Consider the following 13,274-nt stretch of genomic DNA (forward strand, 5'->3'; position numbering starts at 1 on the left):
GACCATTTGTATTTTTGGAGGGATGTACGAGATGAAAGGAAAATGGCTAAGACGTTCGGCAATTTGCCCCTTGTTTGCGCTGCTCCTGGCGGCGCTCTTGACGGGCGCCGCCGAGGCCACTCAGCGCTGGGTGGTCACAAGCCCCGTAGCTCCGGTCTTCGAGGATCTGAAGGACGTAAAGGCCGCCTCCAACGGCCGATGGGAGGCCTACCAGCCGAAGGAAGAGGAGAACACCTTCTGCATCGCCTACGGCGACACCCTTGAGGCGGAGCCCTCGAAGCAGGAGGGCTGGCTCTCCATCAAAGCCGGACCCGACGGGACAGAGCTGCTGGGCTTCGTAGAGCAAAAGCTCCTGGTCCCCATGCCGGAGCACGAGGGCTTCGCCCCGCGTCCCTGGCAGGTCCTGAAGGACGGCGCCATGCCGTACCTCCTGCCGGGGAGCCTGCCCCTCTCGGACTATTCGAAGTTCACGCTTCCCCGGGGCGCCGTGGTGACGGCACTGGGCCAGAAGCAGGGGGAGGACGGCGCCCTGTGGGTCCTCTGCACCTTCTACACGAACTACGATGAGGGGCCCGATCGCGAGGCCCTCTCAGCGCTCCAGGAGAAGGCGGGGTCCTATGGCCCGGCGTTTTCGGGGTCCGACAGCCGCCAGGCCTGGCTGCGCGCGGAGGACCTCAGGGACCTCTCCGCGTCGTCGCCCGACCTGACCCGCGTCGAGGAGGAGAACCTTCCGGCCTCCCTGGAGGAGGAGGCCCGAGCTGCACTCCTGAAGAACGGCTTCTACCTCGACCCCGCCCCCCAGTTCCGCGAGTTCCTCCAGGAGGACGACCTGGTGGACTGCTACGCAGAGATGAACGAGCTGACGGCCAAGTTCATCACGGCGGACCTGCCCATGCACGCCTTCCACCTCTACTTCGACCGCTCCCTTCAGAAGCTGGAGGAGAAGGCCCTGGCGCCCCGCGTCACGGGGCTGCTCAACGCCATGAGGGACGCCGCCGCGAAGCTGCCGAAGCAGCTCTCCGCCTCCGAGCCGGGACGGACGGCCGCAGCCAACGTCAAGGGCTTCATCGCCCTCGGCCTTTACCTGGCGTCGAATGGCAAGGGGGACGTGCCGGCGGAGGTTCGGGAGTTTGCGGAGGGCGCGATGCGCGGCTCCGGCATCCTGGAGGCCAACCCCTTCACGGAGCTGCCTCAGGACCTCTCCCTCTTCGGGCCCAGGGGCCACTACACGCTGAACGACGGGCTCAAGGCCTACTTCCGGGCCTCCTACCTCCTGGGCACCGCCTGGCCGCTGGACAGCGAGAACGGCGCGGCGGCGACGCTCATCCTGAACCACATTCTGAGCGCCCCGGAGGTTCAGAAGCGCTGGCGCGCGGTAGCCGACCCCATCTCCTACCTGGTGGGCAGCTCCAACGTCAACTCGTGGGACGACCTGTCCGCGGCCCTCAAGCCCTTCAAGCTGGAGGACCTCGCCAAGCCGGACCGCGTCAAGGCGCTCGTGGCGGCGCTCGATGCGGCGGGGAAGAAGAGCGTCATCCAGAAGCTCGATGGCAAGAAGTTCGCCGTCCTGCCCCGGCGCGTCACCTTCGACGCGATGGTCTTCGACGCGCTGACCTTCCCCGCTACGAGCACGCGCGAGGATATGAGGCCGCTCCCGGACCCGCTGGACGTCATGGCGGTGCTGGGCTCCCCGACCGCTCAGGCCGAGGTGAAGCCGAACGGGAAGTTCAAGGACTACGAGAAAAACCAGCGGGCCATGGCCGACCTCTGGGAGGCCTACTCGACCGGTAAGGACGGCGACAACGTCTACACGGACATTCTGAAGTTCGTTCGGGCGTACCTCGCAGAGGCGGGATCGAAGCAGTTCTTCGCCAACCGTCCGGCCTGGGGCTACAAGAAGCTCATCACGGCCGAGGCCGCGATGACGGAGCTGAAGCACGACACGATCCTCTACGCGGAGCAGAGCGGCGCGGAGATGGGGGACGGAGGCGGGGACCTCTGGATTCCCGGCCCCTTCAAGCTGCCCATCCCCCGCAGCTACGTTGAGCCCGTTCCGGCGCTCTACAGCGCCCTGGCAGAGGCCGCGGACCGCCTTGTGGAAACCCTGACGAAGCTCCTGCCCAAGGAGAACGAGAAATGGCGGGAGTACTACGCGGCGAACCTGATGTCCTTCGCCAAGGACATGCGTGGGCTGACGGCGATCGCCGAACGCGCCCTGGACGACTCCATGACCTGGGAGGACTTCGAGCAGCTGCTGAGCTTCAGGCTGGCCTCCGTCCTGCCCGAGGACATCGGTGAGATCGTGGGCGAGGAGGCGCAGCGACAGCTTCGCATGGCCCTCGTGGCGGACGTCGCCACCTCCGTGCCGACGGGCGAGGTCCTCTTCATGGGCACGGGAACGCCCAGGAAGCTCCGCGTCTACGTCAACGACAAGTCGGGCGGATTCCGCGTCACGGAGGGTTACATGTTCTCCTACTACACCTTCACGACCCCGATGGGGGAAAAGCGGATGGACGACGATGAGTGGAAGGCCCTCGTCTACGACGAGAAGCGCCAGGACGAGCTGAAGATGGCCCTTCCCTACTGGCAGAACAAGGTCAATGACTAGCTTATCGAATCGATTGAGACGGATTGCGGCGGCCCTGGCGGCCGCCGCCTGTCTTGTCTCCGCGGCGGAGGCCGCTCCCCGCGTCGTCGGGGCCCTGGCTCCGCACCACAGCGTGGCCGGAGCGATGATCGATCGCCTCTACAAGCGGCTGGCCTCGGAGGACGCGGCCCCGGCCCGCGTCGTGATCATCGGCCCGGACCACTTCGGCCGGGCCCGTGCGGGCGTCGTCATGGGCGCGCCGGACTGGAGGACCCCCGCAGGACTTCTCCTGCTGTCCGGCGACGCGGCGGCTGCGCGCGCTCTCTCCTGGGCCGTGCCCCGCCAGGACGACGCCGTGCAGCGGGACCACTGCGTCACGGAGCACATTCCGCACGTCCTGCGCTTTTTCCCCGGCGCGAAGGTGCTGTGCCTCCTGCTGAGGACCAGCGCCAGCGACATGGAGCTCCTGCGCGCGCACCGCGTGCTGGCGCGCCTGCTGCGCCAGGAGGGGGGCGTGGTGCTCCTGAGCATGGACCTGTCCCACTACAAGCCGCGGGCCACGTCCGACGCGGAGGACGAGCGGACCCTGGCGGTCCTGAGGGGCTTCCACACGGGAGAGATCGGCGGGCTGGACGTGGACTGCCGGCGCGGCGCGCGGCTCTTCCTCGCCTTGATGCAGACCCTCGGAAACGGGGAAGCCGTCCTGCTGGAGCGCAGCAACTCCGACGACTACGCCTCGCGCCCCTCACCGCGCACTACGGGCCACGCGACCTGCCTCTACCTCCCTACAGCCCCACCCGCTCCATAAAGAGGGCCAGGGCCAGGAGGTCCGCGGACCCTCCGGGGCTGAGGTTCTGTCGGATCATCACGCGGTCCATGCCCCGCATCGCCCAGGGGTGCATCCCTTGCGGCAGACAGAGGGCGGCCCGCGCCATTGCCCGGACCAGGAGGAGCCCCTTCCGCCCGCCGCGATACAGGAGGTTGGTGTCCGTGCAGCGCGCGAGGAGCCCCAGGAGCGCCGTCAGCGGCCCCTTCGCCTCCAGCACGGCCCGCGCCCGCCAAGCCGTCGGGAACCCGGCCAGGGCCTCTTCCACCGCCCCGCCTGCGCCGTAGCGGGCGCGCACCGACGCGCCGTGGGACCCCTCGCCTCCCCCCCGTCTCTGCCTCGCCAGGGCCGCCGCGCGCTGAAGGACATCCCGCCCGTCCAGGAGCGACGCCCCAAGCGCCCCCAGCAGCAGCCCCAGGGCGAAGATCGCCCCGCGGTGCGCGTTGACGCCCCCCGTGGCCTCCATCATCGCGGCCTCCGCCTCCACGCCAACCTCCTTCAGCGGGAGGAAACGGTCCGGCTCCTCCGTCCCTGCCTCGAAGAATCGCTCGAAGTACGGACGAAGCGCCCTGGCGCTCCGCTCCAGCATGGGGAGGTCCATGTCGCGGTGAGCGCCGTTGTTCGATCGGTCCACCAGGCCAGGCTTCGGCGTGAGGCGCGCCTCCTCCAACAACGCGGCCTCCGCCGCCTCCGCAAAGCGCGGCGCCGCCCAGCCCACCAGGAGCGCCCGCGCAGCCGCCTCGACGGCGGCCAGCCCGTGGGCCCGGCTGCGGGCGCAGTCAAAGGCCGGACCACCGCACACGATGCAGGCGCGGGGCACGGCCCTGGAGAGCTTGCGCCCCTCCCCGTCCAACACGTCCACGTCGAGGAGCCGCCCCACGGGCGCCTCCGCCTCGACCGCCTCCCCCAGGGCCTTGAGCGCGGACGCCTCCATCCGGCACGCAAGGAGGGCCTCCGGCCCGGCGGCGTCCCGCCTCACCTCCATGGACAGGAGCGGGGGCAGACGCGCCTCAAGCTCGTCAAGTCCATGCCGAAAGGCCAGCTCGATCAGGGGCGTGTCCTTGACGGGGCCGGGGACGTTCATGCAGAGGCTGACGAGGGGCGTTCCCCACCGCGCCAGCAGGGCCCGCTGAGCCGCCTGACGCCGCTCCCGCGCCTCCAGCACCTCTTCCAGCCCCACGGCCCTCGGCGCGAAAAACTCGATCTTCCGCACGCCCCGTCTCTCCCCGCCCACCATTCCGATGTCCCCTCTCAAAGGCTCAAAGGGCCTCCCTGCTCCGAAGGCGCGCCCGGCTTTCGGTACGGCTCAGGCATCTCCCTCGCTTCCATCCCTGGACAAGCAGGGAGCCTGAAAAACGCACTTCTTCGCTTTCGCCTGAAAGGGGAGGTGCCGCCAAGGGCGGCGGAGGGGTTTGCTCTTAGCCTACTCAACACCCCCCAGCCCCTTCGGGGCAGCCCCCCTTGCAGGGGGGCCTTTTTTGCCCTTCTTTAAACGCGAATTGGTATCAGGCATCTTCCTCACTCCACCCCTGGACAACCGGGGGGCCTGAAAAACGCGCTTCTTCAATTTTTGCCTCCCCTGTAAGGGGAGGTGGTCCGGAGGGGTTGGCTTCACGCTCAGCAATAGGCATGGCGTAACGGATTGTCAATCCAAAGCCCCTTTTGTAAAAGCAACGCGAATATCGCGGTTTCTATCGGCATCAAGATCTATGGATTCGATATACCACGGATTCCCCAGAGCAGGCGCGATTTCAAATACTTGAATGTCTTTCATAATGCCACTACTATACCACTTCTGACAATTTTGAACCCATCCTTACCCACTTGAGATAGCGAGGAACTTCTTTTTCTCAGCCCATGCCGTTCTCAATCCCGCAGGCAAGATTTTTAACCTGTGGCAAAGACAGATTTCTAACGTTTCCTGTCGCACTCGACGGGTGCAAGATCAAAATCATCTTAACCTATGTTATAACGAGCTTAATCTTCGGTAACTTCCTTGCAACCTGCGGATTTGTGCTATTGCGTTTGACTTGACAAGCTAGCATCGGTGGTCGTTGCGTCAGCGCTTCCCTTTTCGTTTCGACCCTCCCGAATAACTTCCAAAATAAAGCCAAAAATAAAGCCAAAAATAACTCCAGTCCAAAAGTATCCCATGATACCTCCGACGAGGATCGTACCCAAAATAATAAGAAATATCATCTTTACCTTCATCGTTTCACTTGCCCACAACATACCCAAAATAAAGCCAAAAATAACTCCCCTCCAAAAGTATCCCATGATACCTCCGAGGATCGCACCCAAAACAAGAAGAAATACTGCCTTCTTCTCCTGTATCGACGCTTTTCTCAACTCTTCTTCTCTCGCTGTCAACAACTTTTTCATGTCTTCCGAAATTTTTTTGCAATCTTTCAATATCTGATCGAGTTTCTGCTGATATACACCCTTCAGTTCTTCCGGAGCGTATTCGATCGCGCGAAGTGCATTCGTGGTGTTGTTCCCAAAAAGATACTGCAGGTCCGCCCTGTCCAGTGCCGCAACGATGTCTTTCAATTCTTTTTTCGCATTTTCGATAAAGCCTTGCTTTATAAGAGAAATTACTCTATGCTGACAATCAACCAGTCTTATTGGAAGATACCCCCCCTCCAATAAACTCCTGAACTTTCCCCACCAGGCCTCGTGGCAAGTGGGGGCACCCTTCAGTATCTCCTCATACAAGGCCTCGGCCCCCTTCAGGTCCCCGTCGGAAAGCTTCTGCTCCGCGCGGATCAGCATGTTCTTCAGGGTTGGGAGCCCGTCAATCTCCGCCTTGAACTTTTGGATAGCCTCCTGAACCAGAAACTCGCTGCCGCAGTAGACGCAGATCCCCCGCTCCAGGCCGGGGTTGAGCTCCAGCGCGCCCCCGCAGGCGGGGCATTTGGCCTTGGTCAGCATCAATGCAATCCTCTCCTTTACGTTCGTTTTAAAAGGTGGTTCCTCTCCCGTATCAGCCTCTGAATCTCTTCGGCCCGACGGGCGATGTCCTCCCGGTTTTCTCCGCTCGCCCCGACGCGCGGCAGCGCGCGGATCGCGGCCTCCAGGTCGCGCTCGATATCCAAGACAGACGGGTGCGACCTCACGGGGCTGGAGGCCATCAGGTCATAAGTCCTGCGGAGCAGCCGGGCCTCCTCCCCCTCCCCGGCCTCGTCCACCGCCCGGCGCATCTCGTAGAGCAGCCCCTTGAAGGTCCGGAGCTCCGCCTCCCGCACGGTCTCGCCCCCGGCCGTGTGTTGGTCGGCCAGCATGGTGCTCGTCAGCGCGGCGATATGGAAGACGGACAGCACAAGCTGGAGGAAAAAGGCCGTGCGCCACCCCTCGGGACGGACCGCGATCAGCACGGAGCCCAGGGCCAGCTCGGCCAGGAAGAAAAACAGTCCCAGCCCTCCCAGCGTGGTCCCGAAAAGGGCCGCGCTCCGAGACCGCACGGTGAAACGCGGGGTCAGGAGCAGCAGGACATAGGCGCTGTGAACGAAGACGTAAGAAATCCACACCGAGGCGTTTTTCGGCTGGATGTCTGCCAGGAAGAACACGGCGTTGAAGAGCACGGGGAAGAGCGCTTTGAGGATCAGCCAGAGGATGCCATTTTTCATCGTTCTCACGCTCCCTCAGTTCCTGGGGGTTCCGCATTTGTTGCAGAACCGGGATTCGGGGGGCAACACCGCCCCGCAGTTTCCACACGTGGCCTCGGGCGCGTCCAGCCGCGTCCCGCACCGGCCGCAGAATAAGGAGTCCTCCGGGTTATCCGCGCCGCAGTGAGCGCAGCGCTTCGCGCCGCCGGGGCCGTCCCGCTGCACGAAGCGCCCTCCGGACGGCCCCTGAGGGAAGGGGCGCTCCTCCGGCCGGGGCTCCTGCATGGGCGCGAACATCTGCTGGGCCATGCTGTTGAAGACGCCGCCTGCGACCATGCCCATGCCCAGCCCCGCGCCCGTCGCGGCCACGCCGCCCGCCCCGGGGTTGTTCGCCACATCGTGCAGGATCTCCGTCGCCTGCTGCCGGCCCCAGTCGTTGCCCAGGATGCCCATGACGCCCTTGTTGGCGTAGGCCGCCTCCAGCTTCTGGCGGTTGGGGTCCTGCTCCGGGATGTCGATGGCCTCGATGGTGAAGTTGACCAGCCGGACCCCGTAATCGGCAAGCGGCTCGCGGAGGATGGGCGTCAGGTGCTCCGCCAGGAGCGCCTGACGCTCGCATATGCCCAGGATTTCCTCGTTCGACTCGCGGATCGCCCTCGCGATGTTGGACTTGATGTGCTGCATGAACTCGCGCCGAAAGTATCGGGTGAGCTCCTCCTGGGTGAGCTGCTGCACGTTGTTCCCCAGGAGCTTGATCAGAAACAGCTTGGAGTTGTCGACCTGTACCTTGAACGCGCCCCGTGCCGTCACGCTCGTCGCGATCCGCAGCACCGGGTCGCGGACCTGTATCGGGGAGTCCGTGCCCCAGAGGATCTCCATGGAGTGCGCCTTGCGGACGAAGTAGACCTTGCAGTTGAACGTGCTGATGCCCCCGGAGAAAAGGTTCCTCAGACGGCTGATGAACGGGTAGTTCTCGGTGGACAGCACGTATTTGCCGCCGTCGAAGACCTCCTCCACGATGCCGTCCCGGAAGAACAGCGCCTCCTCCGACTCGGCCACGATCAGGGTGGAGTTGGTGTTGAAGTCCTCCTCTCCGTTGAGCCATATCAGCAGGTTGCCCGGCCCCGTGTTCTTGATGACGTCGGTAAAGTGCTTCCTGCCCCCGACGTAGGCGGCCTCGTTGGGGTTGCGTCCGAACATCGCCATGCTAACGTCCTCCTTCGTTCAGGGCTCCGGAGCCCCGAAGCTCCTTTTCCCTGAGCATCCGGGAGAGCAGGTCCCGGCAGGCTTCCGATTCCGAATCATGAAGTTTCAACGAGCTCTTCAGACCATGCTCGCTGAAGTACACGGCCCACCTGCCATCGATACGCCTCATGCAGGTCCGACATTCGGAGATGCCTTCGTCGCCGATCAGATACCAATCGGGCGGTATGCCCTCCTTCCGCAGCGCAGAAAAAAGTTCCTTAAGCCCCACGCTTCAACGCCTCCTTCGACGTCAACGCCCCGGCGTCAACGCTTCAACTTCAGTGCCTCGTCAAAAGAGATTTCCCGCAGGTACGGGGATGCCCCCCGGGTCATCTCGAACTCCCTGAGCTCCGTCCTGTACTGTATCCCTCCGCCCGGCTGGCGGAACCACGGGGCCACCGTACCCCGCGCAACGTCCTCGAGGGGCCTCAGGATCTCGAAGTACCTCGGCTCCGTCTCCTTCCACGGCAGGGAGACCTTCTCATAGGGCGTCCCAAACTCCGTGAAATGGTGACCGGACTCGTTCCCCCACCGCTGCAGCACCACGGACCCCGGCTGCACCGCGACCGTCTCCGGATTTTCCACAAACCCGCCGTTGGGGGCCCAGATCAGGTCCCCGTTCGCGTCGATAAATTCGGGGTCCTCCCTGATGTCGTCCCGCAGCGTCTCCCGGATCGCGTCGTCGGCCCTCCGCTGCTCCTCGAACTCTGCCTCCAGGGAAGGATTTTCCTCCGTGTCCGTATCCCCGTCCTCCGGGATCTCGTCGGGACACGCTTCGGAGGCGTCGGACTCGTTGAGGTTCTCGAAGTCCGCGCTCGTGTCCTCCTCCAGATCGGTCAGGCCATAGCTTCCATCCGGCCCAGCATCCGGGGCATCCGGTAGCTCCGTGTCCTCTGCGATGTCCTGGGGCGGGGCGTCGAGGTCCGCGCTCCTCTCGAGCCCGGCGCCCTCGCTGAGCTCGACGCTTTCAGATAGGGTGTTCTCCGTGCTCTCAATGTTTCCGATATTCTCGGTGCTTTCGATGTTTTTGGTGAAACCGAGGTCGTTTCCGTCGCCCATCCTGTCCCTCCTACTTTTGCAGCGAGTTGCGGATCAGCGCATCGCTGACGTCGATCCGCGTCCCGTACCGGATTCGTCTCCAGAGATGGCACTTCGTGCAGGCCAGCAGTTCCGCGGAGAACGGCTCGTCGTTCAGCTCCGCCCTGACGCGCTGTGAAATGCTCCCGAACACGGACCTCAGGACCTCAAAGTCTCTGGTGTCCCCCTTGAAGTTCTTGGCGAAGATCCGTTTCGCCGCCTCCCGCGCCAGCTCCCTGAGGTCGGGCCGACACGTCTCGGCGCAGTACCGCACGAACCCGCACTCGGGGTAGGGCCTCAGGTCCCGCTGCCGGGTCCTCCAATACGTGGAGCGCTCACGGATGGCCTCGTCCGACAGCGTGACGCCGATCTCCTGCTCGAGGCGATAATCCGGGATACGCACCTCCTCCGGCACGTCGAGCCGGCCGAAGAACAGAAAGGCCTCCCCTGGCCTCAACCTGCCCAGACGCTCCGTCTGTGCCGCGTCCATGTTCGTGCTGTCGCTCACGATCTGCCTGTCGCCCGCCTCGACGATCCTGAAGGCCACCTTGATGTCGGTGAGGGCCACGACGTCCGCGGTCACCTTCCGCGGCGACTGGTCCGCGATCACCATGCCGACCCCATAGGCGCGGATCTCCGCGAGCATCCTCTTGATCAACTCCTGGGCGATCGCGCCCGGGTCCGCCTCTCCCTGTACGGCGTTCGTCCCGCCTCCCAGAAGGACGTGGGCCTCCTCCAGCAGGATGACGTTCTTCAAGCGGCCCTCCCCGACGTAGTTGGCGTTCACATAGGCCAGGATGGACAGCAGCAGCAGCGCAATCAGCAGCGCCTTCTGGTCGTTGTTCTCTATCGCGGCCAACTCGATGACCGTCGGCCTGGACAGAAGGTCCTCGATGGGGATGGAGTGATAATGGTCGAAGAGGTTCGACAGGCTGCCGAGCCGCACCGTCCCCGCCCGGCCGATGTTCAGGGCCTCGCCGACATAGCCGATCGCCTCGAACGTCTCCCGAAAGCAGCGGATGAAGTCCGCAATGTTGAACACGCGCCCCTTGTTGGCGGACGTGTAGGAGTCGAGCCATCGGAACTCCGAATAGCAGTTGTTGACCGCCTCCTCGAATATCTTGTCGAGCGGCGAGGACATGGAGACGGCCGCCGCGAAAGCGGTCTTCAAGGTCGATTTGTAGGCCCCAAGTCTGACGTTCTTCGGGGGCAGGAATGGGTTGAAGATGAAGGGAGAGATGAAATCTTTGCCGGGCGTGAAGACCTGAAGGTCGGGAATGCTCCGCACCAGGGCCCGGTATTCGTTCTTCGCGGGCTCGATGACGAGAAAGGGGATGTTGTATCGCTTCCACAGCCTGTCCAGCAGGCCGACCGCAAAGGTCGTCTTCCCCGATCCGGGAGTCCCGGCGATGAGCGCGTGCTTCGTCAGGTCGTCTACGGAAAACCCGATCGTGTTGCCGCCGGATGAGGATTTGAGCTGCCCCACCTCGATGTCGGCGCCGTCCACCACGTTCTCGGCGTAGGTCTTTTTTCTCCCGCCCGACTCGTTGACCGTCAGCCCCGCGGCGACGGTCCGGCTCCCGATGGGAAGACGGAAGAGCTCCGCGGCCTCTTCGGCGGTGATGATGCCGGGCAGCTGCCCGCAGACCCGGAGGAGGTCGCCACCCTGTCCGACGGCCGCGTCCGCCGGCTGTGTCAGTTCGTGCAGCCGCTGGTTGATCGCCCAGGGCAGGGGATGGTCGTTCCAGGGAAAACCGACGTCGGCCACGGGGATGGAGACGTTCTTTACGGCCACGGCCCCATCCCGTCCGGCGTTCAACTGCCCGAACAGCCTCTGCATGATTTGTTCCGCCGCCCGTTCCGGAGCGAGGACCGCGATGTTGTACCGGAACAGGGCCCTGTCCTTGTTCTCGGAGTAGTACTTGTAGACCTCCGCGGGGCGCTCCGCCAGGGTGAATCCGACGCTGCCGACCCCCTGGGTCATGACGCCCCTCTGGAGCGTCTCCAGGTTCTGGGAGAGCGAGTCGACGACGGCGGCCTCCTGGGGGGAGTACGACACCGGCATCAGCTGCACCGAGAACGCGCAGCCAGGATGACTGGCCAGCTCGTTGGCGATCCTTGCCAGGTCCTGACCACTCTTTCGTATCACGTCGAAGGAAAAGCACCAGGGGAGGATGGCGTTCTGAAGGTTCCGTATCCTGCCCTCCCTCACCAGCAGCCGTATCGCGTCGGTCTGAAGCTCCGAAAGGCTCGTCGCAAATTCGCCGTGCGGCAGGGGGCGGTATTCGTAGCGTTGGAGGTCCAGTGTCGTGGAACAGTCCCGGGCTATCGACCGGACCGCGTCCTCCGCAGCCGCTCGATCCACGGCCAGGGCGCGCGAAACAAGAAACAGACGAATGGAGGCCGCATACGGCTGGTTGGCGACCGACCGCGTCAGCCACATCAACTCGACCGAGACATCACGGCTCCCGGAGCCCCATGCCTTCCACCTCTGGTGTGCCTCCGAAAGCATAACGGCCATGCCGTCCCTGTACGCGGCGATGACGTCGCTCTCGTCCGCGCTTTGTCTTTCGGACAGGACACTGGCGACGTCCGGTATGGACGTCACCTCCAGAATATGCATCGCGGCGTACTCCTCGCCGCGCGTTCCAATCTTTACCGAGGAGATCGACGAATCCATTCGCACACCTCTCCCTCCCGGAGACCACCATCGAGAAAGAGGTCCCGGTCCCTCACGAGCCGAATTTTTCTTAACATACCCCATCTTCATTCACATTGTCAAGAGGTTTCGCACCTCCCCTTGCAGGGGGGCCTAATAAACCGGGGGCCTAACAACGCGCCTCTTCTTTTTGCCTCCCCTGGAAGGGGAGGCGCCGCCGAAGGCGGCGGAGGGGTTGCTTTTGAAGTGGTGCATTCAGTTTCCGGTTCCGGCCCTCAGCGCCGCAACCTCGTCAGGGGACAGACCGGTGAAGTCGGCAACCTGTTCGGGCGAAACGCCCCGATCCAGCATCCGTCGCGCCGTGGCGGCGATGCCCTCATCTCGTCCCAGAGCAATACCCTCATTGCGTCCCAGAGCGATGCCCTCCCTCAGGATCGTCTTCGCCTCGTACTCCAACACCCGGCCTCCCATGATGGACTTCACTCCTTCCCTCACCTTTTCGTGTCGACGGGCAATGTGCTCCAACACCTTACCGGACATCTCCTCAAGCGTCCGCTTCACGTACTCCGTCAACTTCCCGCTCTCCGCCAGCCCCTCAAGCCGTTCCCGTATCCCCTCGTACTCGGACAGAAGCTCCCGCAGCAATCCCTCGTCCCTCTCGTACTTCGCAAACCGTCTCTCGTGCGCAAAAATGTGGAAGGGAATGAGAAACAACAGCCCCCTGGAGAAGATGTCCTCCGGCGTGTACCGCTGGGCCTTCATCGCAGGGATATCGTAGGCCGCAGAACCACCGCCTGGCAGTTCGATGCGCACCGTCAGCACGTCCGGCGTACTCGCGCGACAACGAAGGTACAGGATCGCCGACGCAGGAAAGCGCACCGTCAGCACTCCCTCGCTCACCTCGCCCGCATCCAGCGCAATCTGCGCGTCGTACTCGAACATCCGGACCAGCATCGTGTCGTCCGACGTGCTCTGGCACTCGATGTGGTACTTCTTCAGCGACCTGCCCCGTATCCCGAAGCACGAGTCCGTGACGCGCTCTCGCTCCGTACCGTCCTGACCGTTGATAAAGTGCTCGTTAGGGTAGAACTCCACTGCCTCGTCCCCGGAGTACGACTCGTGAAAGATTTCGTTCACTAGCGGTATGATCAGGCTCGAACAATCGTTCAGCAGCGTTCGGAACACGTCGTCGTAGGGCGTGTTGACCAGCAATCCGCATCCCTCCCCCATCCCTTCGGCTCCTGGCCTCATTATAGCAAACAAGCCCCCTGCAAG

Annotated in this window: 11 protein-coding genes; 2 read left to right on the plus strand and 9 right to left on the minus strand. The window is 63.7% G+C overall.

Going from position 1 to position 13,274, the window contains the following annotated elements; all coding sequences use genetic code 11:
• Window positions 1–70: 70 nt before the first annotated feature.
• Window positions 71–2,608: a DUF3160 domain-containing protein gene (locus tag ACK28C_RS00730; protein WP_208872557.1), complete on the plus strand. Its 2,538-nt coding sequence runs from the start codon at window positions 71–73 to the stop codon at window positions 2,606–2,608.
• 13 nt (window positions 2,609–2,621) lie between these two features.
• A complete protein-coding gene (gene amrB, locus ACK28C_RS00735; RefSeq protein WP_208872556.1) occupies window positions 2,622–3,395 on the plus strand; it encodes an AmmeMemoRadiSam system protein B in 774 nt (257 codons plus the stop codon).
• Here the strand turns inward: amrB and citX are convergent.
• The 9 genes from citX to ACK28C_RS00780 form a co-directional block, all read right to left on the minus strand.
• Window positions 3,373–4,668 carry a citrate lyase holo-[acyl-carrier protein] synthase gene (gene citX / locus ACK28C_RS00740; protein ID WP_409152326.1) on the minus strand — a complete coding sequence of 432 codons (1,296 nt, stop codon included), beginning with the start codon at window positions 4,666–4,668 and terminating at the stop codon, window positions 3,373–3,375. The genes amrB and citX overlap by 23 nt on opposite strands.
• A gap of 390 nt (window positions 4,669–5,058) precedes the next feature.
• On the minus strand, window positions 5,059–5,187 hold the full coding sequence (locus tag ACK28C_RS00745; protein ID WP_279369710.1) for a hypothetical protein: 129 nt from the start codon (window positions 5,185–5,187) through the stop codon (window positions 5,059–5,061).
• 242 nt (window positions 5,188–5,429) lie between these two features.
• Window positions 5,430–6,347 carry a hypothetical protein gene (locus ACK28C_RS00750; RefSeq protein ID WP_208872554.1) on the minus strand — a complete coding sequence of 306 codons (918 nt, stop codon included), beginning with the start codon at window positions 6,345–6,347 and terminating at the stop codon, window positions 5,430–5,432.
• Window positions 6,348–6,361: 14 nt separating this feature from the next.
• A complete protein-coding gene (locus ACK28C_RS00755; RefSeq protein WP_015555971.1) occupies window positions 6,362–7,039 on the minus strand; it encodes a hypothetical protein in 678 nt (225 codons plus the stop codon).
• Between the two features lie 15 nt (window positions 7,040–7,054).
• A complete protein-coding gene (locus ACK28C_RS00760; RefSeq protein WP_015555970.1) occupies window positions 7,055–8,224 on the minus strand; it encodes an SPFH domain-containing protein in 1,170 nt (389 codons plus the stop codon).
• Window position 8,225: 1 nt separating this feature from the next.
• Complete coding sequence (locus ACK28C_RS00765; RefSeq protein WP_208872553.1) at window positions 8,226–8,492, minus strand: hypothetical protein; 267 nt, start codon at window positions 8,490–8,492, stop codon at window positions 8,226–8,228.
• Between the two features lie 35 nt (window positions 8,493–8,527).
• Window positions 8,528–9,322 carry a TNT domain-containing protein gene (locus ACK28C_RS00770; protein WP_015555969.1) on the minus strand — a complete coding sequence of 265 codons (795 nt, stop codon included), beginning with the start codon at window positions 9,320–9,322 and terminating at the stop codon, window positions 8,528–8,530.
• A 10-nt stretch (window positions 9,323–9,332) separates the two neighbouring features.
• Complete coding sequence (locus tag ACK28C_RS00775) at window positions 9,333–12,020, minus strand: ATP-binding protein (RefSeq protein WP_015555968.1); 2,688 nt, start codon at window positions 12,018–12,020, stop codon at window positions 9,333–9,335.
• A 234-nt stretch (window positions 12,021–12,254) separates the two neighbouring features.
• Window positions 12,255–13,211, minus strand: a complete 957-nt coding sequence (locus ACK28C_RS00780; RefSeq protein WP_243440555.1) for a hypothetical protein — start codon at window positions 13,209–13,211, stop codon at window positions 12,255–12,257.
• Window positions 13,212–13,274 lie beyond the last annotated feature (63 nt).

The sequence above is a fragment of the Fretibacterium fastidiosum genome, assembly GCF_964642095.1.
GTDB lineage: Bacteria > Synergistota > Synergistia > Synergistales > Aminobacteriaceae > Fretibacterium > Fretibacterium fastidiosum.